Origin of the sequence: Micromonospora sp. CPCC 205539 (genome assembly GCF_036906815.1) — a bacterium.
In the GTDB taxonomy this organism is placed as follows: domain Bacteria; phylum Actinomycetota; class Actinomycetes; order Mycobacteriales; family Micromonosporaceae; genus Micromonospora.
The window spans coordinates 1-20876 of record NZ_JBAKHW010000044.1; the positions used below are offsets into that span (position 1 = coordinate 1).

At 73.2% G+C, this 20876-nt stretch carries 18 protein-coding genes and 3 tRNA genes; 13 read left to right on the forward strand and 8 right to left on the reverse strand.

Translation table 11 applies throughout. From position 1 onward, the window contains the following. The first annotated feature begins 91 nt into the window (after window positions 1–91). Window positions 92–688 (forward strand): TetR family transcriptional regulator, encoded by a 597-nt coding sequence (locus V6V47_RS27795; RefSeq protein ID WP_334631336.1) that lies wholly within the window; start codon window positions 92–94, stop codon window positions 686–688. 15 nt (window positions 689–703) lie between these two features. Here the strand turns inward: V6V47_RS27795 and V6V47_RS27800 are convergent, their stop codons facing one another. Together V6V47_RS27800 and V6V47_RS27805 are read right to left on the reverse strand one after the other, a co-directional pair. Continuing rightward, window positions 704–1570: a 3-methyladenine DNA glycosylase gene (locus V6V47_RS27800; protein ID WP_334631337.1), complete on the reverse strand. Its 867-nt coding sequence runs from the start codon at window positions 1568–1570 to the stop codon at window positions 704–706. A 34-nt stretch (window positions 1571–1604) separates the two neighbouring features. Further along, window positions 1605–3032, reverse strand: a complete 1428-nt coding sequence (locus V6V47_RS27805) for a hypothetical protein (RefSeq protein WP_334631338.1) — start codon at window positions 3030–3032, stop codon at window positions 1605–1607. A gap of 174 nt (window positions 3033–3206) precedes the next feature. Here V6V47_RS27805 and V6V47_RS27810 point away from each other — a divergent pair, with 174 nt between their 5' ends. The 4 genes from V6V47_RS27810 (at window position 3207) to V6V47_RS27825 (ending at window position 4613) form a co-directional block, all read left to right on the forward strand. Next, window positions 3207–4010: a fumarylacetoacetate hydrolase family protein gene (locus V6V47_RS27810; protein WP_334631339.1), complete on the forward strand. Its 804-nt coding sequence runs from the start codon at window positions 3207–3209 to the stop codon at window positions 4008–4010. A 108-nt stretch (window positions 4011–4118) separates the two neighbouring features. Further along, window positions 4119–4190, forward strand: a tRNA-Gln gene (locus V6V47_RS27815). Between the two features lie 133 nt (window positions 4191–4323). After that, window positions 4324–4396: transfer RNA gene (locus tag V6V47_RS27820), tRNA-Glu, on the forward strand. Window positions 4397–4540: 144 nt separating this feature from the next. Continuing rightward, window positions 4541–4613: transfer RNA gene (locus V6V47_RS27825), tRNA-Glu, on the forward strand. A 570-nt stretch (window positions 4614–5183) separates the two neighbouring features. Here V6V47_RS27825 and V6V47_RS27830 read toward each other — a convergent pair. After that, window positions 5184–5870: an IclR family transcriptional regulator gene (locus V6V47_RS27830; protein WP_110562481.1), complete on the reverse strand. Its 687-nt coding sequence runs from the start codon at window positions 5868–5870 to the stop codon at window positions 5184–5186. A 49-nt stretch (window positions 5871–5919) separates the two neighbouring features. On the opposite strand from V6V47_RS27830, the gene leuC reads away from it, so the two are divergent. The 4 genes from leuC (at window position 5920) to V6V47_RS27850 (ending at window position 10879) form a co-directional block, all read left to right on the forward strand. Next, window positions 5920–7365, forward strand: a complete 1446-nt coding sequence (leuC, locus tag V6V47_RS27835; RefSeq protein WP_334631340.1) for a 3-isopropylmalate dehydratase large subunit — start codon at window positions 5920–5922, stop codon at window positions 7363–7365. A 15-nt stretch (window positions 7366–7380) separates the two neighbouring features. Then, window positions 7381–7968 carry a 3-isopropylmalate dehydratase small subunit gene (gene leuD / locus V6V47_RS27840; protein ID WP_334631341.1) on the forward strand — a complete coding sequence of 196 codons (588 nt, stop codon included), beginning with the start codon at window positions 7381–7383 and terminating at the stop codon, window positions 7966–7968. A gap of 172 nt (window positions 7969–8140) precedes the next feature. Continuing rightward, entirely contained in the window at window positions 8141–8833 is a 693-nt protein-coding gene (locus V6V47_RS27845; protein ID WP_334631342.1) for an HU family DNA-binding protein, read from the forward strand. A 135-nt stretch (window positions 8834–8968) separates the two neighbouring features. Beyond that, window positions 8969–10879: an endonuclease/exonuclease/phosphatase family protein gene (locus tag V6V47_RS27850; RefSeq protein ID WP_334631343.1), complete on the forward strand. Its 1911-nt coding sequence runs from the start codon at window positions 8969–8971 to the stop codon at window positions 10877–10879. A 9-nt stretch (window positions 10880–10888) separates the two neighbouring features. Here the strand turns inward: V6V47_RS27850 and V6V47_RS27855 are convergent, their stop codons facing one another. Genes V6V47_RS27855 through cofC form a run of 5 tightly spaced genes read right to left on the reverse strand, consistent with a single transcriptional unit; the run spans window position 10889 to window position 16589 of the window. After that, on the reverse strand, window positions 10889–11767 hold the full coding sequence (locus V6V47_RS27855) for an NUDIX hydrolase (protein ID WP_334631344.1): 879 nt from the start codon (window positions 11765–11767) through the stop codon (window positions 10889–10891). After that, entirely contained in the window at window positions 11755–13275 is a 1521-nt protein-coding gene (locus tag V6V47_RS27860) for a CYTH and CHAD domain-containing protein (RefSeq protein ID WP_334631345.1), read from the reverse strand. Before V6V47_RS27860 ends, V6V47_RS27855 begins: the two co-directional genes overlap by 13 nt. A 24-nt stretch (window positions 13276–13299) precedes the next feature. Then, a complete protein-coding gene (locus V6V47_RS27865; RefSeq protein ID WP_334631346.1) occupies window positions 13300–15666 on the reverse strand; it encodes an RNA degradosome polyphosphate kinase in 2367 nt (788 codons plus the stop codon). A gap of 54 nt (window positions 15667–15720) precedes the next feature. Further along, the gene (locus tag V6V47_RS27870) at window positions 15721–15918 is read right to left on the reverse strand and encodes a cold-shock protein (protein ID WP_334631347.1); all 198 of its coding nucleotides are present in this window, start codon (window positions 15916–15918) and stop codon (window positions 15721–15723) included. A gap of 23 nt (window positions 15919–15941) precedes the next feature. Next, window positions 15942–16589 (reverse strand): 2-phospho-L-lactate guanylyltransferase, encoded by a 648-nt coding sequence (gene cofC / locus V6V47_RS27875; RefSeq protein WP_334631348.1) that lies wholly within the window; start codon window positions 16587–16589, stop codon window positions 15942–15944. A gap of 117 nt (window positions 16590–16706) precedes the next feature. Between cofC and V6V47_RS27880 the strand changes: the two genes are divergently transcribed. The 4 genes from V6V47_RS27880 to V6V47_RS27895 all read left to right on the forward strand — a co-directional run bounded on the left by V6V47_RS27880 (window position 16707) and on the right by V6V47_RS27895 (window position 20502). Beyond that, window positions 16707–17438 carry a lysophospholipid acyltransferase family protein gene (locus tag V6V47_RS27880; protein WP_334631349.1) on the forward strand — a complete coding sequence of 244 codons (732 nt, stop codon included), beginning with the start codon at window positions 16707–16709 and terminating at the stop codon, window positions 17436–17438. Further along, window positions 17435–18442, forward strand: coding sequence for an NAD(P)H-dependent glycerol-3-phosphate dehydrogenase (locus V6V47_RS27885; protein WP_334631350.1), 1008 nt, complete (start codon window positions 17435–17437; stop codon window positions 18440–18442). The genes V6V47_RS27880 and V6V47_RS27885 overlap by 4 nt, the downstream gene beginning before the upstream one ends. Window positions 18443–18449: 7 nt before the next feature. Continuing rightward, window positions 18450–19568: a cystathionine gamma-lyase gene (locus tag V6V47_RS27890; protein WP_334631351.1), complete on the forward strand. Its 1119-nt coding sequence runs from the start codon at window positions 18450–18452 to the stop codon at window positions 19566–19568. 145 nt (window positions 19569–19713) lie between these two features. Beyond that, entirely contained in the window at window positions 19714–20502 is a 789-nt protein-coding gene (locus V6V47_RS27895; RefSeq protein WP_334631352.1) for a putative protein N(5)-glutamine methyltransferase, read from the forward strand. Window positions 20503–20876 lie beyond the last annotated feature (374 nt).

Consider the following 20876-nt stretch of genomic DNA (forward strand, 5'->3'; position numbering starts at 1 on the left):
GACAGCGAGCGGGCATGACCGTCCGCCCGTGCCGCGACCGCCGGCCGGGGGTCGCGCCACGGTCGTACGCGCGGTCAGGGAGGCTGGGCGGATGAGCGACACCACCGCCCTCTCCGCCGACCGCATCCTGGACGCCGCCGAGGAGGTGCTGCGCCGGTACGGGCCGGCCAAGGCCACCGTGCTGGACGTCGCCCGCGCGCTGGGCGTCAGCCACGGCAGCGTCTACCGGCACTTCGCCAGCAAGGCCGCACTGCGCGAGGCGGTCGCCGAGCGCTGGCTGGCCCGCGTCTCCACGCCGCTGGTCGAGGTGGCAACCAGCGCGGGCCCGGCTGCGCAGCGGCTACGCCGGTGGCTGGCCGAGCTGAGCGGCACCAAGCGCCGGATGGCCCGGGAGGACCCGGAGCTGTTTGCCAACTTCCACCAGCTCGCCGAGCTCTCCGAGGGCGTGGTCACCAATCACCTGGAGGTCCTCGCCGGTCAGCTCAGCCTGATCGTCGCGGACGGGGTGGCGGCCGGAGAGTTCAGCGTGCCCGACCCGGCGGTGGCGGGGCGGGCGCTGTTGCAGGCCACCGCGCGGTTCCACCACCCGGCCCACCGCGCCGAATGGAACGAGCCGGGTCTCGACGACGACCTGGCCGCGGTGGTCGCGCTGCTCATCGACGGCCTGCGTACCCGCCCGGTCGGCTGAGCCCGCCGCCCCGGGTCAGGCCGGGACGGCCGCGAGCAGCCGGTCGCGCAGCACTGCGGCACGGTCGGCGAAGCCGCGCTGCGCCACGGCGTACTCCGCCCGACCCTCCGCGGTCTCCACCCGCACCGGCGGATAGCCCAGCGCCGCCAGGTCGTACGGGCTGGCCCGCATGTCGAGCGTGCGGATGTCCCGGGCCAGCGCGAAGGCGTCGCCCACCAACTCCGAGCTGACCAGCGGGGACAGCTTGTACGCCCACTTGTACAGATCCATGTTGGCGTGCAGGCAGCCCGGCTGCTCGTGCGCGTGCTGGGTCTCCCGGGTCGGAGTGAGCAGGTTCAACGGTCGGGCCGGCGCGGTGAAGAACCGGAACGCGTCGAAGTGGCTGCACCGCACACCGCGCTCCTCGACGACCGCGGCGGTCCGCTCCGGCGTCAGCCGCAACGGCCAGGCGTTGTGCCGCAGCTCCTCCTGCGTCTGCCGGTAGACCATCGCCCACTCGTGCATCCCGAAGCATCCGAAGTGCGCCGGCCGGCCAGCGGTCGCCGCCAGCAACGAGCGGATCCAGACGATCGACTCGCCGCGTCGCGCGCGTACCCCCTCGGTGTCGAGGGTGACCCCGGCGGCGGTGGCCCGGTAGTCCCGGCCGAAGTCGGCCGGGTCCGCGCCGCGCAGCTCGACCCCGGCACCCGGATGCCAGCGACGGAGCTGGGCCGGCCGGTGCGAGTAGTAGGTGAACAGGAAGTCGGCCACCGGGTGTCGTTCGCCACGGCGCCGACGGGCCAGGTGGGGCGTCAGCCAGGCGTCCGCCCGATCCTCGTGGGCCCGGCGGCGGGCCTGCCAGGCCGCCACGTCGAGCACGGCGGGGGCGAGGGCGGCGGTCACGGACCCCAGGGTACGACCGCCGCCCGCCCACCGGTCAGGGCATGTCCACCCGCACGCCGGCGGAGAAGACCCCGCTGCGCAGCTCCAACTGCCGGGGCGGGTCCCGCCCGTCGACGGTGAAGACCAGCGGAAGCACCATCCGGGTGCCCGCGGCCATCGGGTCGGCGAAGACGTCCCGGCCCAGGTTCGCCGCCCGGGTGGCCGACTCGTCGGTGCTCACCCAGCGCCCGCCGGGCAGGTAGGCCCGTTGCAGTTGGCCGTGCCACGGCTGCTGCGCACCGGTGACGTTGCGCACGCCCACGGTGGCCTGGCACCGTCGCCCGGCCGTACCGCCGCCGTCGGCTCGCCCGACGCTGCCGGCCGTGCCGCAGGACATCCGGTACACGGTGAACTCGAACGCCGACTCGCGGAGCGGCACGCCCACCGGGCCGGACATCCCGGTGCCCATCCACGCGCCGCTGGTCGGTTGTTTGTCGGTGTCGATGGCCGCGACCTGGCGGGTCGCCGTCCATCCGGCCGCGCCCAGGATGCCGGCCAGCACGACCACGGCCGCACCCACCAACAACCAGACCGGCGGGGTACGACGACGCGTCGTCGGAACCGGTGCCGCCGGGCGCGGATAGATCGTGCCGCGTCCTCCGTCGGTGCCCTCCGCAGAGGCCAGAGCGGAGGCCGTCACCCGACGCCCGCGCCGCAGGCGCCACACCACGAGCACGACGGCGCTGAGCAGCAGCAGGGCGGCCAGCCCGGCCAGCAGCACCGGGATCCGCTGCCAGGGCGGCGCCTGCTTGGCCTCGGCCGCTGGCGCCGCCGCCGCGTGCCAGGTGGCCGTGGCGCAGTCGTACGGCCGGCTGCCGTCACTGGTGAACGCGCAGGCCGGCGCGGTTATCGGCTGACCCGGCGCGGTCGCGGTGAGCGCGGTGCCCAGCGTGGTGGTGCTGTGCGCGGGCAGCTTCAACCGCCAGGTCACCTCGGCGGCCGCCCCGCCACGGGTGGCCTGGCCGCCGGCGCTGATCGCGGTGGGCGTCGAGCCGGCGGGCAACTCCTGGCGCACCGTGGTGTCGACCGGCAGGCTGCTCACGTTGCGGACGTGGATCCGGTACCGCGGTGCCGGGCTGCTCTCCGGAGCGACCGCCACCGTGACCCGTGCCGGCGGTGCCGACGCTGGGGCCCGGGACGGTGGTGCCACCGCCGGCGGCGCCGAGGGTGGGGTGGGTTCCGCGGTCAACGCCACCGCCACCGGCGGGTTGGCGCGCGCCGGTGCTGGCATGACTGTCGTGGGTGGTGGCGCGGTCCGTGCGGGCTGTGGCGTGCTCATCGCGGGTTGTGGCGTGACGGCCGGTGGTCGTGGCGCGGCCGCCGCCTCCGGAGCCGCCGACGGCAGGGCCGGCACAGCGGCGAGGATGCCGAGGCAGTGCACGAGCACTGCGAGGGCTCTGTGGTGTCGTGTCGATGCAGGCATACGAACGAACCTCCGGAGCCGACGCTAGGTGCGCTGCCCCTCCGTGCGGGTACGAAGTCGGGAAGCCCGCCCCGGCCGCCGCCAATGCGGGTAGGGTGCCCCGCGCTGACGGGTTGAGCACACCCGCGCGCCGGTCCTGGCCGGTTGACCCCTCGACGGGGCTAGATTGGCCAGGTGCGTATCGCTCGTTTCGCTCATGCCAAGGGAATGTCGTTCGGGGCCGTCGAGGGCGAGCCGGAGGCCGGGCCGGAGGGCCTGACCATCGCCGAGATCGAAGGCCACCCGTTCGGCCAGCTCACCTTCAGCGGGGCCCGCTGGGCCCTCTCCGATGTCCGACTGCTCTCGCCGATCCTGCCCAGCAAGGTGGTCTGTGTCGGCCGTAACTACGCCGACCATGCTGCCGAGCACGGCAACGAGGTGCCCAAGGAGCCGCTGCTCTTCCTCAAGCCGTCCACCTCGGTGATCGGCCCCCGGGACGCCATCCGGCTGCCGATCTTCTCCAAGCAGGTCGAGCACGAGGCCGAGTTGGCGGTGGTGATCGGGGCGCCGGGAGCGCGCCGCGCCGACCGGGCCGCCGCCGAACGTGCCATCTTCGGCTACACCTGCGCCAACGACGTCACCGCCCGGGACCTCCAGCGCTCGGACGGGCAGTGGACGCGCGCCAAGGGCTTCGACTCGTTCTGCCCGATCGGTCCGTGGATCACCACCGGTCTGGACGTCTCCGACCTGGAGATTCGGTGTGAGGTGGGTCGCAACCCGGAGGAGATGGAGGTCCGCCAACTCGGCCGGACGAAGGACATGGTCTTCGACGTGCCGGGCCTGGTGTCGTACATCTCGCACGTGATGACGCTGCTGCCCGGCGACGTGGTGCTCACCGGCACGCCGGCGGGGGTTAGCCCTCTCGTCGAGGGGGATACGGTCACCGTGCGGATCGAGGGCATCGGCGAGCTCAGCAACCCGGTCGTGCCCGTCGCCTGATTCGTCCGATGCCCCCGTTTCCGCAGCTCGCAGCCGCTTCGGGGGGATCGGATTTGGCCTGTCGGCACCGGGAGGGTAATGTTCCTTCCCGGCGCCGCAAGGGGCCAATGGGGTATGGGGTAATTGGCAGCCCAACTGATTCTGGTTCAGTTAGTCTAGGTTCGAGTCCTGGTACCCCAGCGCAGCTGGGATTCGCGAGAATCCCGGACGCTGGATTCTGACGGAGTTCGACTTCGTCCCTACGGGGTCGAGGGTGATCTCCGATGGAGTGCAGCTCCTCCGCCCGCGAGGGTGGAGGAGCGAAATTAGTTCTGGCCCCGTCGTCTAGTGGCCCAGGACGCCGCCCTCTCAAGGCGGTAGCGCCGGTTCGAATCCGGTCGGGGCTACAACAGTGCACAGCCCGTCTCACTACGGTGAGGCGGGCTGTTTCGTTCGCTCCAGCGCCCGCGCACCCCGTGGTCGTGTCCCGCGAGCGGTGCCGCTAGACTACAACCGCACCGCTCGTCAGGGCGGTGAAGCAGGAAAGTTCTGGCCCCGTCGTCTAGTGGCCCAGGACGCCGCCCTCTCAAGGCGGTAGCGCCGGTTCGAATCCGGTCGGGGCTACAAACAAAGCGCGTCTCGCTTCTGCGAGACGCGCTTTCTCGTACCCGCCCTCCGTCCCGGCGCTCCGTCCCCGTCCCCGCGCCGCCCCGCAGCACCGCGTGATCAAGAGCTTTGCGTCATCGGATCTGGCGTGTCGTGACGCAAAGCTCTTGATCACCAAGGCGATACGGGTGGCGGTGGGGTCATGCCTTCAACAAGGGCGGCCGAGGGTTGCCAGGTGGAGGATCTGCACGGCTCTCAACGGGTCCACGACCCCTCCCGGCCCCGCCCCATCCTGGCTCCGCCTCATCCTGGCCCCGCCTCATCCCGGCTCCGCCCCATCCTGGCTCTGCCGATCTTGCACTTTCGGTCCCCGGTACGTGTGGAATGCCCACTTTGTTGAGGCAGCAAGTGCAAGATCGCGGGACTGGCGACCCGACCCCTCGTCGATCATGGAGTTTTGGTGCCGGAATTGCGCCATAACGACTGCTCTGTCGCCCACGGCAACTCCATGATCGACGGGGCGGGGCGGGGCGGGGCAGGGCAGGGCAGGGCAGGGCAGGGCAGGGCAGGGCTTGGTGGGCGTTGGTTCTAGAGGCCGGAGAGGCGTTGGCCGGCTCTTACTACGGCCATGGCGTGGCGTTCGCCGGGGCGGCGGCCCAGGCGCTCGATCGGGCCGGAGATGCTGACCGAGGCGATCACCCGGCCGGTGCGGTCCCGGATCGGGGCGGAGACGCTCGCCACACCGGCCTCCCGTTCGGCGACGCTCTGCGCCCAGCCGCGGCGGCGGACCTCGGCCAGGGTGCGGCCGGTGAACTTGCTGCGCGGCAGCAGCGGCATGACCGCCTCCGGCGGCTCCCAGGCGAGCAGGATCTGCGCCGCGGAACCGGCGGTCATCGGCAGCACCGAGCCGACCGGAACGGTGTCCCGCAGGCCGCTCGCGCGCTCCGCCGCCGCCACGCAGATCCGTTCGTCGGCACGGCGTAGGTAGAGCTGAGCGCTCTCGCCGGTGGCGTCGCGCAGGGCGGCCAGCAGCGGCTCGGCGGCGGTCAGCAGGACGTCCGGTGCGGCGTTGGCCAGCTCGCCCAACCGGGGGCCGGGACGCCACCGGCCCTGGGTGTCCCGGACCAGCATCCGGTGGATCTCCAGTGCCTGCGCCAGCCGGTGCGCGGTGGCCCGGGGCAGCTTCGTACGGTCAACGAGTTCGGCCAGGCTGGCGCCGTCCACGCAGGCGGCCAGGATGACCACCGCCTTGTCGAGGACGCCGACACCGCTCATACTGTGTCCCACAAGCCGAAACTTACCTCCCAGAATTTAGGATGTCCAGATGGTGGGAGTCACTCCTGAGCCGAGGCCCCTGGCCGAGAAGGTCTGGGACGCGCACGTCGTACGGTCCGCCGCTGGTGAGCCGGACCTGCTCTTCATCGACCTGCACCTGCTGCACGAGGTGACCAGCCCGCAGGCGTTCGACGGGCTGCGGCTCGCCGGGCGCCGGGTGCGTCGTACCGACCTGACCCTCGCGACCGAGGACCACAACACCCCGACCGGGTACGCCGATCCCGCGTTCCGGTCCCGCCGAGGTGACCTGCTCACCATCGCGGACCCCACGTCGCGTACGCAGATCGAAACGCTGCGCCGCAACTGCGCCGAGTTCGGGGTGCGACTGCATCCGCTCGGCGACGACAACCAGGGCATCGTGCACGTGATCGGTCCGCAGCTCGGGCTCACCCAGCCCGGCCTGACCATCGTCTGCGGCGACTCGCACACCGCGACCCACGGCGCGTTCGGCGCGCTGGCCTTCGGCATCGGCACCAGCGAGGTGGAGCACGTGCTGGCCACCCAGACGCTGCCGCAGAGCCGCCCGAAGACCATGGCCGTGAACGTCACCGGCGAGCTCGCCCCGGGAGTCACGGCCAAGGACCTCGTGCTCGCGCTGATCACCCAGGTCGGCACCGGCGGGGGTCGCGGGCACATCGTCGAGTACCGCGGCCCGGCGATCCAGGCGCTCTCGATGGAGGGGCGGATGACCATCGCCAACATGTCCATCGAATGGGGCGCCAAGGCCGGCATGATCGCACCGGACGAGACCACCTTCGCGTACCTCAAGGGTCGGCCCAACGCGCCGCAGGGCGCGGACTGGGACGCGGCGGTCGCCTGGTGGCGGACACTGCCCACCGACGAGGGCGCGCGCTTCGACGCCGAGGTGACCCTGGACGCCAGCCGGATCACGCCGTTCGTCACCTGGGGCACCAACCCGGGGCAGGGCGCGCCGCTGAGCGCGCCGGTGCCGGACCCGGAGGACTTCGTCACCGACTCGGAGCGCGCCGCGGCCCGGCGCGCGCTGGAGTACATGGACCTGCGCCCCGGCACCCCGCTGCGCGAGCTGCCCATCGACGTGGTCTTCGTGGGTTCCTGCACGAACGGCCGGCTGGAGGACCTGCGGGCCGCCGCCGACGTGCTGCGCGGCCACCAGGTCGCCGACGGCGTCCGGATGCTCGTGGTGCCCGGCTCCGCCGCCGTACGCGAGGCGGCCGAGGCCGAGGGTCTGGACAAGGTCTTCGCCGACGCCGGCGCCGAGTGGCGGTTCGCCGGCTGCTCGATGTGCCTGGGGATGAACCCCGACACGCTGAAGCCCGGTGAGCGCTCCGCCTCCACCTCGAACCGCAACTTCGAGGGCCGCCAGGGCCGGGGTGGGCGTACCCATCTGGTCTCCCCGCCGGTCGCCGCCGCCACCGCCGTGGTCGGCCGGCTGGCCGCCCCCGCCGACCTGTAGAAGGGACTTCAGGAGATGGAGTCGTTCACCACCCACACGGGCACGGCGGTGCCGCTGCGCCGTTCCAACGTGGACACCGATCAGATCATCCCGGCCGTGTACCTCAAGAGGGTGACGCGGACCGGCTTTGCCGACGGGCTGTTCAACGCTTGGCGGGAAGATCCGGCATTCGTGCTCAACGATCAATCGTATTCTGGTGCGTCGATCCTGATCGCCGGTCCGGAGTTCGGCACCGGCTCCTCCCGTGAACACGCCGTCTGGGCTCTGCGGGACTGGGGCTTCCGCGCGGTGGTGGCCCCGCGCTTCGGCGATATCTTCCGCGGCAACGCACTCAAGGAGGGCCTGCTGCCGGTCGAGCTGGAATTGAGCGCCGTCGAGGAGTTGTGGGACCTGATCGAGGCGGAGCCGAGCACCCCGATCACCGTCGACCTGACCGCCCGACAGCTCCGGGCAGGGGCCGCCAACTGGTCGTTCCCGCTCGACGACTTCAGCCGCTGGCGCTTGCTGGAGGGCCTCGACGACATTGGACTCACCCTTCGGCACGCCGCCGACATCGACGCGTACGAGGCGGGTCGAGCGCCGTTCCTGCCCTCCGTGGCATAGCCGTAGACCGGCCTGTACATCGGATTTCACCCTCACCGGGCCAACCGGTGGGGGTGAATCCGTTACGACACAAGGGCTTTTTTCGACCGAATGTTTGTGTCCCGGCAGCACAGGGCATACCGTGCGCGCAGAATGGCTCGCGACGAGTCAGTTGCACAATCGGGAGGAAGTCGTGAACAAGGCCGAGCTCATCGAGGCGCTCGCCGTTCGCCTGGGGGACCGGAAGACGGCGGCGACCGCGCTCGACGCGGTCCTCGCTGAGGTCCAGGCGGCGGTCACCAAGGGCGAGAAGGTGGCGATCACCGGATTCGGAGCTTTTGAAAAGCGTGTGCGTGGTGCGCGAACAGCGCGCAACCCGCGTACCGGCGAGGCGGTGAAGGTAAAGAAGACGTCAGTCCCGTCCTTCCGCCCGGGCGCCGGGTTCAAGGAGATGGTGGCCAGCGGCAAGGTGCCGAAGGCCACGGCGGCGGCGAAGAAGACCGCCACCGCCACGACGACCGCAAAGGCGGCCGGCACCAAGGCAACGGGCACGAAGGCGGCCGGCACCAAGGCCACCGGCACGAAGGCGGCCGGCACCACGGCCACCGCCGCCAAGGCGGCCAGCAAGAAGACCGCCCCGGCCAAGGCGAGCAAGACCACGGCGACCAAGACGGCCGCCACCAAGAAGACCGCCCCGGCCAAGGCGAGCAAGACCACGGCGACCAAGACGGCCGCCACCAAGAAGACCACCGCGGCGAAGAAGACCACCGCGGCGTCCAAGTCCACCGCGGCGAAGAAGACCACCGCGACGGCGACCAAGAAGGCGGCGGCCAAGAAGGCGCCAGCGAAGAAGGCACCGGCCAAGAAGGCGGCCAGCAAGCGCTGACCGACCCTCGCGAAGGGCGTCCACCCGTGGGTGGGCGCCCTTCGGCGTACCCGGACCGTTGACCGGGTCGGCCGCCACGCGCAGAATCGCCGTGCCGGCCCCCTCCGCCGGTCCAACGACGGGAAGAGGGCACCGGTGCGCCACCGCCTGCTCACCACCGGATCGCTCGCGCTGGGCGTCCTCCTGCTCATCGACGTGCTGCGGGTCTGGCTGCCCGGCATCATCACCATCTTCGGCCAGGCCGCGTCCACCCCGGCCGAGCTGATGGGCGCATTCGCCCTCGGCTGGTTCGTGCTGGCCCTGGCCGCCCCGGCGCTGATCCGCTGGGTGGGCGCTCGCCCGGTCACGATCGTGGCGGCCGTGCTGCTGGCCGCCGCCCGGCTCGCGCTCACCGCCGCTCCCGGCGGGCGTCCGCAGCTCTGGTTGGCCACCGCAGGGCTGTTCGCCGGGCTGGTCTGGCTGGTCGGCACCGCCGCCGGCACCGACCAGCCGGTGCCCGGGCTCGCGCTGGGGCTGACGGTCAACGCGGCCGGACACGCCCTGCTGGACACGTACGACCTCGTCTGGCGGGGGGACGCGACGGCCTGGCTGGTCAGTGCGGTCGCGGTGACGCTCTTCCTGCTGGCCGTGGCACTGCCGCCTTCCGTGCCGGTCGGCCCCGGCGGTGCCCGGGCCTGGCTGCTGGCCGGGCCGGTGCTGCTGCTGGCCGGGATGGTGGCGCTCTCCCCGGCGCTGGCTCGGACCGGAGCCTCCTACCTGTTCGCCGGGAACGGCGTAGCCCTCGACCCGCTGTTCGGCCTCGCCCCGGTGCCGGTGGCGGTCGCTGGCTTCCTGCTGCCCGCGCTGACCCGCCCGCCCCGTCGGATCGGCCGTGTCCTCGGCCCGGCGACACTGCTGGTCGGGGCGGTCCTCTTCGCCCTCGACCGGGGCGACCTCCTCGTCCCGGCCATCCTGCTCACCGCCGTCGGTCTCGGCGCCTGCCTGGCCCTCAGCCAGGACGCGGGCCGCACCGAGGGCGCCGGCGAGGCCGACATCGTCGAGGCAGGAGGCGTCGGGTGGGCGCGCCGTCGCGGGTACGCCGTCGCCGCCGGCATGGTCGTCTTCGCGCTGGGGGCGGTCGGCTACTACTCCGCCTACGACCTCGGCTACCCCAACGCGGCGGTGCCGGTGGTGGTCGCCGCGCTGGTCGCCGCCGTGGCCCTGGCCACCCGTCCCGCCGACATTCCGCTCCCGACACCGTTGCCACCTCTGCGGACCACGGCCGCCGTCACCGCGCTCGCCCTGCTGGCGCCGCTGTCCCTCGACGAGCTGCACGTGTCGAGCAACCGGGACGGGCCGCCGGAGCAGCTCACCGTGGTGGCGTACAACATCCGGATGGGCTTTGGGCTGGACGGTCGGTTCGACCTGGACGGGCTGGCCGACACGGTCCAACGGCAGACGCCCGACGTGGTGCTGCTCAGCGAGGTGGACCGGGGATGGCTGCTCAACGGCGGCCACGACACCCTGGACCTGCTGGCCGACCGGCTCGGCATGCCCTACGTCTTCGGGCCGGCAGCCGACCCGGTCTGGGGCGACGCAGTGCTCAGCCGCTGGCCGATGACGGATCTGCGGACCCTGCCGCTGCCCGCCGTCGGGGCGCCCACCGGCGCGCAGGCCCTCGCCGTCACCCTGAATCTCAGCGACGGCGTCCGTACCGCCGTGGTCAGCACCCACCTGCAACCGCCGCCCGACCAGGGCCCGGTGGTCCAGGCCCGCGCGGTCGCCGACTTCGCCATCGGGTACGCGGCCGGCCGGCCGTTGGTGGTGGCCGGCGATCTGAACACCGAGCCGGGCGACGAGGCGTTCGAGCAGTTCACCAGGGCCGGCCTCGTCGACGCCCTGGCAGCCGGCCGACCGTTGACCACCAGCCCCGCCGACGACCCGCGCCAGCAGATCGACCACGTCTTCGTCTCGCCCGGCCTGGTCCCCGGCAGTCCGGTCGCGCCACGCGGCACGGCCAGTGACCACCTGCCGGTCGCGGTCACCCTCACCCTCCCGCCGCGCTGACCGCAGCGGTCACAGGCGGTCGGCGGCGAGCAGTCGGTCGGTGGTGAAGGCGAGCAGCCAGCCGCCGCCCTTCGGCGTGGTGAAGTCCTCGTCGGCGCGACCGGTCAGCCGTTCCAAGGCGCCCGGCAGCACCTTGCCCTGGCTGCACACCGCCACCTGCCCGCCGGCCACGCCCAGCTCGAGCAGTCGGGCGGCGGTGGCGAGCACCTGTTCGTCGGGCTGCTGGCCCGGCTGAGGCTCGTCCAGGTCACCGCAGATCTCGATCGGCAGGTCGAGCAGCGCGGCGGTCGGATCCAGCGTCTGCACGCAGCGGCGCGGTGAGGCCGAGACCAGCCGGGTCGGCCGGACCAGGGCGATGAGCCCGGCCAGCGTGGACGCCTGAGCCCACCCCTCGGCGTCCAGTGGTCGGCCGGTGTCCGGGCCGGTCCAGGTGGCCCGCTTGCCCGCGTGCGCGTGCCGCACCAGGGCGACCGTCCCGGTCACCGGTGGCAGCGCCGCGTACGCGGCCAGCACCTCGGCGTCGTGCGGATAGCTGACCAGCCGGATCGCGTCATCCACGGGGAGCCAGCGCATGTCGTCCACCTCGGTGCCGGGCTGGAAGCCACCACTGGCCACCGCCCGCATCGACCAGTAGTCGACCACCTTGGGCTGACCCTCGCTGCGGTACCGCACCGAGGGAAGCCGCACCTGCGGCACACCCCGTACGTCGGATTCCTCGGCCACCTCGCGTACCGCCGCTTCCAACGGGTGCTCACCCGGCTCCAGCTTGCCCTTGGGCAGCGTCCAGTCCCCGTAGCGGGGGCGGTGCACCAGACAGACCTGCACGCCGTCGACGGACGGCCGCCAGGCCACCCCACCGGCCGCCCGGATGCCGGTCACGGCAGCCATTGGGTCCGTCGACGCCGGGTGGCGCGGTGCCACGCGGCCGGGAACCGGGACCGCATGCCGCGTACCGTCTCGCGTTCCCGCTCGGCCAGCCGCCCGGCGGTGACGGCCAGTTCGTGGTCGTCCGGCCGCTCGGCGGCGATCTCTAGCCAGGTCTCGGCGGCCACGGCGGCGTCCTGGTGCTCGCCGAGCACGTCCTGCACCCCGGCCAACGCGCCGGACAGCCGTCGCGGCGCCTTGCCGAGTGCCGGGGCCACCGCGTTGACCGCGTACCGGGCCTGCTTGCCCGCCTTACGTACGGCGTGCCAGCGGGTGTCGGGTGCGAGCGGGTCGAGCCCGTCGACGCCGTCCGGCCCGGTCAGCCGCCGCCACGGGCGGCTCACCAGCTTGGGCAGCGCCCGCGCCGCCGGAGCGGTCGCCCGGCGGGTGAACCGGGGGGCGCGGGTGGCCAGCACCACGGCGTCGACCAGGGCCAGGTACCGGGTGGAGCGCAGCGCCTCGTCGACGGCGGCGAGCGCCCGCCGCTGCCGGTCGGCCAGGGCCTCGTCCAGTCGGTCCACCGCGGCCGGGTCGAGCGAGCTGAGCGGGTCGGTGGACGCGGTGCGTCGCAGCCGCTCACGGAGCACCTCGGCATCGCGGGCCGCGCCGAGCACGTCGGCCAGCCAGCGCAGCTCCGCGCGCAACGGACGCGCCCAGGTCTTCCGGAGCAGCGGCCCGAAGGTGCGCATATCGCTGCGGAGCCGCCGGCAGGCCACCCGCATCTGGTGTACGGCGGTGTCGTCGTCGCCGACCGGGACGCGCAGCCGAACCAGGGGGTCGTGCGTCAGCAGCCGGCGTACCCCCTTGCGGATCGCCTCGGTCACCACGTCTCCGGCGGTCGGGTCGGCCGGTAACCCGGCCGGCGCGACCAGGTCCGGGTCGGCCTGTGCCGCCGTGCCCAGAGCCCGTACGTGTTTCGGGGTGAAGGACCCGCTGCGGGCGCCGGCGTCGCGCAGCACCGCGCCGACCCGGTCGAGCAGCTTGCGGTTGCCGGCCTTGAGCTCCACCTCGACCTCGCGGAAGGCGCCGGTGGTGGCGCCCGAGCCGTCGAGCACGGTCACCTGGTCGTCGACCACCTCGGCGAGCACCGCACCGGCCTTGTCGCACACCTCGTGGGCGCGCCGGACGGTGCGTAGCACCGTGACCGGCGCCAGCGGCGCGCCCCGGTGCAGGGCGGTGACCAGCTCCACCAGCTCCGGTGGCGGCTGCCCGACCGGCCCGGGACGGGAGATCTCGTGCCGGACGCCCGGCGTGCCGGTGGGCAGCTTCACCGTCCAGGGCAGCTCGTCGCCCTTGCGGTGGCGCAGCGAGGCGCCGGCCCGGGCCAGCCGGAGGTCGACCGTGTCGAGGTAGCGCGCCACCAGCGTCACCGGCGGCAGGGCCCGGACCCGTCCGCCGGCCGGCGGTGTGGCGCCCAGGTCCGGCAGCACGAAGGCCTCGTCCACCTCGTACTTCTGTTCCTCCTCCACCATCAGGTCAGCCTATGCCGACCTTGGTCAGCCCGCCGTGCCACCGACGCGGCGCAGCAGGAGTTCCTGGAGGTGGTCCTTGGTCGCCTCGTCCGGGCCGCTCCGCCGGGACCAGCAGCCGTCGCCCGCGAGCTCGAACGCGTCCACGTCCGGGCTCATCGCCTGGGTCAGCACGTGGTCCAGCTCGGCCCGCGCGATCGGGTCGCTCACCTGCACGAGCGCCTCGACCCGGCGGTCCAGGTTGCGGTGCATCAGGTCCGCCGAGCCCATCCAGAACTCGGCCTGCCCGTTGTTGCCGAACCGGAAGATCCGGGAGTGCTCCAGGAACCGGCCGAGGATCGAGCGGACCCGGATGTTCTCCGAGAGCCCCGGCACCCCGGGACGCAGCGTGCACATGCCCCGGATGAGCAGGTCGACGTGGACGCCGGCCTGGGATGCCCGGTACAGCGCGTCGGTCAACTCCTCGTCCACCAGGGAATTGACCTTGAACTGGACCAGGCCGGGCATGCCCAGCCGGACATGCGAGATCTCCCGCTCGATGCGCTCGATCAGGCCGCTGCGGATGCCCTGCGGTGCGACCAGCAGCCGGCGGAACGCGGTCTGCCGGCTGTAGCCGGTGAGCACGTTGAACAGGTCGGTGAGGTCGGCGCCGATCTCCGGATCGGCGGTGAGCATGCCGAAGTCCTCGTACAGTCGTGCCGTCTTCGGGTGGTAGTTGCCGGTGCCGATGTGGCAGTACCGGCGGATCTGGTTGCCCTCCTGCCGCACCACCAGCGCGGTCTTGCAGTGCGTCTTCAGGCCGACCAGCCCGTACACCACGTGGCACCCGGCGCGCTCCAGCGTGCGGGCCCAGCCGATGTTGGCCACCTCGTCGAAGCGGGCCTTCACCTCCACCAGCACCACCACCTGTTTGCCGGCCGCCGCCGCGTCGACCAGCGCGTCGACGATCGGCGAGTCGCCGCTGGTCCGGTAGAGGGTCTGCTTGATGGCCAGCACGTTCGGGTCGGCGGCGGCCTGCTCGATGAAGCGCTGCACGCTGGTGGCGAACGAGTGGTACGGGTGGTGCACCAGGACGTCCCCGTCGCGCAGGGTGGCGAAGACGCTGCGCGGCACCTCGCCCTCGGCGAGCCGGGGGTGGGTGGCCGGCACGAACGGCGGGTCCTTGAGGTCCGGCCGGTCCGCCTCGCCGTACACCTGCCACAGCGCGGAAAGGTCCAGCAGGCCGGGCACCCGCAGCACGTCCTGGTCGTCCATGTCCAACTCCCGGACGAGCAGCTCCAGCATGTGGTCGGAGATCGACGCGGCCACCTCCAGCCGGACCGGAGGGCCGAACCGGCGTCGGGCCAGCTCCCGCTCCAGGGCTTGGAGCAGGTCCTCGTCGCGGTCCTCGTCGACCTCCACCTCGGCGTTGCGGGTGACCCGGAACAGGTGGCACTCGACCACCTGCATGCCGCTGAACAGCTGCCCCAGGTGCACCGAGATCAGGTCCTCCACCGGCAGCATCCGTACACCCGGCTGGTCCCGGTCCACCCGGACGAACCGGGGAACGTTGTTGGGCACCTTCACCCGGGCGAACAGCTCCGAACCGCCATCCGGGTCGCGAACCGCCACCGCCAGGTTCAGCGACCGCCCGGAGATGTACGGGAACGGGTGCGCGGGGTCCACCGCGAGCGGCGTCAGCACCGGGAAGATGTGCTCCCGGAAGTAGGTCCGCAGCCGTTCCCGCTCGGCGTCGCCCAGCTCGCCCCAGCGCAGGATGCGGATGCTCTCGTCGGCCAGCTTGGGCAGGACGTCGTCCACGAAGCAGGCGGCGTGCCGGGCGCCCAGCGCGGCCGTGCGCTCCGCGATCAGCTCCAGCTGGGTCCGCAGCGGCAGCCGGTCCCCGCCGCGGACCGGCAGGCCGGCGGAGAGCCGCCGCTTCAGCCCGGCGATCCGCACCATGTAGAACTCGTCGAGGTTGCTGGCGAAGATGGCCAGGAACTTGGCCCGTTCCAGCAGCGGGGTGCGCTGGTCCTCGGCGAGCGTGAGCACCCGGGCGTTGAAGTCGAGCCAGGACAGCTCGCGGTTGAGGAACCGGTCCTCCGGCAGCGGCGGGTGCGGCGCTGGTTCCTCGTCGGGCTCGCCGTCGGCCGACGACCCGTCCGGCCGGGTCGAGCGCACTCCACCCGCCGCGGGGCCGTCCGTCTCCGTCGGAACGGCGGGGTCGAGGACCTCGTCCAGCCCCGAGGACGACTCGGCCGGGTCGGGATCGAGCGCGTCCGCGCGGGCGGCGCCGGCGCGTTCGGCACGGGACGGGACGAACCGGCCGTCGGTGCCGCGCGTGCGGGCGCCGTTACGGGGGCCGGCGGGGTCGAGGGCGGACGGGCTGGCCGGGCTCTCGCGAGGGGTGCTCACCCGCCCATAATCTCCCGATCCCGGTTAACGCAAAATGAACTTGGCCTCGCAGGTTCAGCTCATCGTCGGCAATGTCACCCGGACGACCTCGCCGTCGGAATCAATGTCGATGCGGACCCGCTGGCCGAGCCGGAGCAGCCGCAGCCCGGAAGCATCGAAGGCACGGGCCGGAAAGCGCAGCTCGGTGCCGTCGTCGAGCAGCAGCAGGCCGCTGCGTGTCGCCGCGTCGTAGGTGGCCACCGTGCCCTGCATGCTGGCACCGTACACCGGGTGGGTCAGCCGGCGGCGCGGGCCGGGCGGCCCTCGTCGATCAGTGCGGCGGTGCGCGCTCCCAGCCCGAGCCGGGCGGCAGCGGCCAGGTCCGCGGCGGTGTCCACGTCCCGGCGCAGGCTGGGCCAGTCGCCGATCAGCGGCAGGGCTCCGCTCGCCGCGTGGGCCGCCGCCGAGCCGACCCCGAACCGCGGGTCCAGTCCGACGCCCGGCGGCGCCGCGAGCAGCACCGTGCCGGTGCCCGGCGCGTCCGGCACGAAGCGGCGTACCCCGGCTCGGTCGGTCTGCGCGGCGAGCAGCGCCGCCGCCAGCTCGGCCGGGCGCAGCGCCGGCAGGTCGGCGGTGATCCCGACCACCCAGCCGGCTGCCGCGCCCGCCGCGCCGTGCCGGAACGCGGCGTTCAGGCCGGCGTCCGGCTCGTCGGGTAGCACCCGCGCGCCGACGGCCCGGGCCGTCGCCGCCACCTGGGCGTCGTCGGTGACCACCAGCGCCTCGGCGACCACCGGACAGGCCAGCACCGCGCGGAGCGTGTCGGCCGCGAGCGCCAGAGCCAACTCCTCATGGGGTACGCCGGGCAGCGCGCCCCGCAGCCGGCTCTTGGCCGCGGCCAGACGCTTCACCGGCACCACCACGGCCCACCTCGGCTGACTCACGCGAACAATCCTGCCAGTCGGACGTTGGGACCCTCGCTGGCCGTACCGGGGGCGAGCAGGCATGATTTCCGCTGCGGGTGTCGCGGACGGGGTTTCGCGACGGGACGAGGAGGCGCAGTGGCACGGCGGAGGCTCGGGTTCTGGCAACGGTTCGCCGTCGGGCTGGTCAAGCCGGTGATGACCGTCTGGACCCGGCGTACCTGGCGGGGGCAGGAGCACCTCGGCCGCGACGGCGGCACGATCATCGTGGCGAACCACATCTCGCACGCCGACCCGCTCGTCTCCGCGCACTTCATCTACGACTCCGGGCGGTGGCCGCGATTCCTGGGCAAGGCCAGCGTGTTCCGGGTGCCGGTGGTCGGCTGGATCCTGCACCGGTGCCTGCAGATCCCGGTCGAGCGGGGCAGCGTGGACGCGGTCCGCTCGCTGGACGCGTCGATCGCCGCGCTCGACGAGGGCGGCGCGGTGGTGATCTACCCGGAGGGCACCACCACCCGGCAGCCCGAGCTGTGGCCGATGAAGGGCAAGACCGGCGCCGCACGGCTGGCGCTGGCCACCGGCGCGCCGGTGGTGCCGCTGGTGATGTGGGGCCCGGAGCAGATCTTCGATCCCCGGACCAGCCGGCTCAACCCGCGACCGCGCATCCCGGTGACCGTGGTCGCCGGCGAGCCGATCGACCTGAGCCGGTGGGCGGGCGCCGCACCGACCCGGACCACCCTCGAGGAGATGACGGACGTCATCATGCTGCGGCTGCGGGACATGCTCGCCGAGGTCCGTGGCGGCACGCCGCCGCCGCTGTGGGAACGCCCGGCCCGGCCGGCCGTCCAGCAGCAGGGCGAAGCAGCATGAGCGGGCATGTCGCGGTGCTCGGCGCCGGCTCCTGGGGCACCGCGTTCGCCAAGATCCTCGCCGACGCGGGGCGGGACGTGACGGTCTGGGCCCGCCGTGCCCCGGTGGCCGAGAGCATCCGCGGCGACCGGCGTAATCCGGAGTACCTGCCGGACCTGCTGCTACCGGCCCGGGTCACCGCCACCACCGACGCCGTCGAGGCGATCACCGGCGCCGAGTTGGTGGTGCTGGCCGTGCCGTCGCAGACCCTGCGGGGCAACCTCGCCGAGTGGGCCGGGCACCTGCACCCGGACGCCACCCTGGTGTCGCTCATGAAGGGCATCGAGCTCGGCACCACAAAGCGGATGAGCCAGGTCATCGTGGAGACGGCCGGGGTGGCCGCGGACCGGGTGGTGGTGGTGTCCGGCCCGAACCTCGCCCCGGAGATCGCCGCCGAGCAGCCGGCCGCCACCGTGGTCGCGGGCACGAACAGCCACCGTACGACGCTCGTCCAGTCCTCGATCCGGACGCCGTACCTGCGCCCGTACACCAACGACGACGTGATCGGCTGCGAGTTGGGTGGCGCGGTCAAGAACGTGATCGCCCTGTCGTACGGCATCGCCACCGCGATGGGCTTCGGCGACAACACCCGGGCCATGTTGATGACCCGGGGGCTGGCCGAGACGGCCCGCCTGGGCGTAGCGCTGGGAGCCGACCCGATCACCTTCGCCGGCCTGGCCGGCATGGGCGACCTGGTCGCCTCCTGCTCGTCCCCGCTGGCTCGTAACCGCACCTTCGGCGAGCACCTGGGCCGGGGCGAGACGCTGGAGCAGGCCCAGGCCGCCACCCGGCAGACCGCCGAGGGCGTGAAGAGCTGCCTGGCGATCCGCGACCTGGCCCGGGCACACGGTGTCGAGATGCCGATCACCGAGCAGGTCGAGCGGATCTGCCACGAGGGGATGGACCCGCGCCTCGCCGTGGACACCCTGATGAGCCGGACGGCCAAACCCGAGTCGTACGAGTGAGGATCTGATGAGCGATCTGGGGGACGGCACCCGCAGCGTGCGCGCTGGGCTGCCCGAGCCGGCGCCGGGGCAGCCGTTCCTACCCGGGCCGGTCTTCGCCGCGCCGTACCACCTGGACCCGTGGCAGGGGCCGGCCGGCGCGCCGAACGGCTACGGCCGGCCCGACAACCCGACCCGGCGGCTGCTGGAGGCGGCCGTGGGCGAGTTGGAGGGTGGTGACTGCCGGGTCTTTGCCAGCGGCCAGGCGGCCATCACCGGGCTGCTGCTCACCCTGCTGCGCCCGGGGGACACCGTGGTGCTGCCCACCGACGGATACTTCCCGGTCCGGGCGTTCGCCACCGACGTGCTGGAGGCGCTCGGCGTCCGGGTGCTCTTCGTGCCGACGGTCGGGCCGTACCCGTCGCTGGAGGGCGTCCGGCTGGTGCTGGTGGAGACCCCGGCCAACCCGGGCCTCGACGTGGTCGACGTGGCCGCGCTCGCCGAGCGGGCGCACGCCGCCGGCGCGCTGCTCGCGGTGGACAACACCACGGCCACCCCGCTCGGTCAGCGCCCACTGGACCTCGGCGCCGACCTGGTGGTCGCCTCCGGCACCAAGGCCCTCACCGGCCACTCCGACCTGCTGTTGGGCTACCTGGCCAGCCGGTCCGCCGAGCTGATCGACGCCGTGACGGTCTGGCGCAACGCCACCGGCGCGGTCCCGGGCGCGTTCGACGCCTGGTTGGCGCACCGGTCGCTGGCCACCCTCGACCTGCGGTTGGCCCGGCAGACCGCGAACGCCGCCGCGGTCGCCGACCTGCTCGCCGCCCGCTCGGACGTGACCGGTCTGCGCTGGCCGGGGCGACCGGAGGATCCCGCGTACGCGGTGGCCTCGGCGCAGATGCGTCGGATGCCCGGGGTGCTCTCGTTCGACCTCGGCGACGCCGACCGGGTGAGCCGGTTCGTGGAGGCCGCCCGACTGGTGGCGGCGGCCACCTCCTTCGGTGGCCTGCACACCACGGCGGACCGTCGGGCGCAGTGGGGCGACGACACCACCCCCGGCTTCGTCCGGCTCTCCTGCGGCGTGGAGGACACCGTCGACCTGGTGGCCGACATCGCCACCGCGTTGGACGCCGCCGGGCCGGTCTGAGTTATCGTGTCGGCGGCCCGCGACCGTGGGCCGCGACCGGAGGAGGTGAGTCCGATCCGCCAGCCAGCAGGACCGGCGCTTCCTCCCGTGTCCACGCCGCTCTAGCGGCCACGGGAGCGCCGGCGAGCGTTCCCGGAGGCTTCCCATGGCACCACCCTTCCCCACCGACCGACCCGCCCTCGTCCACCGGCTGCGGACCGCCGGCTGCGTCTACGCCGAGGACGAGGCCGACCTGTTGCTGGCCGCGGCGGACACCCCGGCGGCGCTGGCCGACCTGACCGATCGCCGGGTGGCCGGCGAACCGCTGGAGTACCTGCTCGGCTGGGCCGAGTTCTGTGGCCTGCGGATCGCCGTCGCCGCGGGCGTCTTCGTGCCGCGCGGGCGGACAGCTCTGCTGGTCGAGGCGGCCGCCGCGGTGACCGGCCCGGCGCCGGCCGTGGCCGACCTCTGCTGCGGTTCCGGGGCCACCACCGTCGCCTTGGCGCACCGGCTCGCGCCACGCTGGCTGGCCGCCGCCGACATCGACCCGGCGGCCGTGGCGTGCGCCCGCCGTAACCTCGCCGGGCTGGCCGCCGAGGTGTTCGAGGGTGACCTGTTCGCCCCGTTGCCATCGCACTGGCGTGGACGGCTGGACCTGGTGGTCGCCAACGCCCCGTACGTGCCCACCGCGGCGGTGGCGCTGATGCCCGCCGAGGCGCGGCTGCACGAGGCCCCGGTGGCGCTCGACGGCGGCCCGGACGGGCTCGCGGTGCTCCGCCGGGTGGCCGACGGCGCGGCCCGATGGCTTGCGCCGGGCGGACACCTCGCAGTGGAGGTCGGCGACGCGCAGGTGGACGCGCTCTGCGCGGCACTCAGTGCGGTCGGGCTGGTGCCCAAGGTGCGACACGACGAAGACCTGGACGCCACCGCAGTAACCGCCCAAAACCCAGGCTAAGCCCACCCCCCGCCCCACCCCCGCACCCCCGCACCCCCTCCCGCACCCCCGCCCTCCCTCCCCCTTCGGGCCGGTGATCAAGAGGTTCTGGTCAAATCCGGCCCCGACGGTGACGCAAACCTCTTGATCGACCGGGCGCTGCGGGGTTGGCCCGGGGGCCTCGGTCGATCTTGGAGTGGTGGCGTCCTCTTCGATGCCATAAGAACCGCTTTGTCGCTCACCACAACTCCATGATCGGCGTAATGGCTGCGGGGTGGCGGCGGGGTGGGGTTCGGTGGGGCGGGCTGGCGGCCGGTCCGTCTCCGGTTTGGGAGGCAGTGCCAACTGGTGTCTCGCGCGGTCGGGGTGGTCGGGCGTGGCGGGGGAGCGGAGTT

Excerpts from the sequence above, each read along its gene's own strand:
- V6V47_RS27895 (WP_334631352.1), top strand. The coding sequence starts at position 19,714 with ATGGCACCACCCTTCCCCACCGACCGACCCGCCCTCGTCCACCGGCTG.
- leuD (WP_334631341.1), top strand. The coding sequence starts at position 7,381 with ATGGAGTCGTTCACCACCCACACGGGCACGGCGGTGCCGCTGCGCCGT.
- V6V47_RS27890 (WP_334631351.1), top strand. The coding sequence starts at position 18,450 with ATGAGCGATCTGGGGGACGGCACCCGCAGCGTGCGCGCTGGGCTGCCC.
- leuC (WP_334631340.1), top strand. The coding sequence starts at position 5,920 with ATGGTGGGAGTCACTCCTGAGCCGAGGCCCCTGGCCGAGAAGGTCTGG.
- V6V47_RS27885 (WP_334631350.1), top strand. The coding sequence starts at position 17,435 with ATGAGCGGGCATGTCGCGGTGCTCGGCGCCGGCTCCTGGGGCACCGCG.
- V6V47_RS27870 (WP_334631347.1), bottom strand. The coding sequence starts at position 15,918 with ATGCAGGGCACGGTGGCCACCTACGACGCGGCGACACGCAGCGGCCTG.
- V6V47_RS27830 (WP_110562481.1), bottom strand. The coding sequence starts at position 5,870 with ATGAGCGGTGTCGGCGTCCTCGACAAGGCGGTGGTCATCCTGGCCGCC.
- V6V47_RS27860 (WP_334631345.1), bottom strand. The coding sequence starts at position 13,275 with ATGGTGGAGGAGGAACAGAAGTACGAGGTGGACGAGGCCTTCGTGCTG.
- V6V47_RS27795 (WP_334631336.1), top strand. The coding sequence starts at position 92 with ATGAGCGACACCACCGCCCTCTCCGCCGACCGCATCCTGGACGCCGCC.
- V6V47_RS27805 (WP_334631338.1), bottom strand. The coding sequence starts at position 3,032 with ATGCCTGCATCGACACGACACCACAGAGCCCTCGCAGTGCTCGTGCAC.
- V6V47_RS27855 (WP_334631344.1), bottom strand. The coding sequence starts at position 11,767 with ATGGCTGCCGTGACCGGCATCCGGGCGGCCGGTGGGGTGGCCTGGCGG.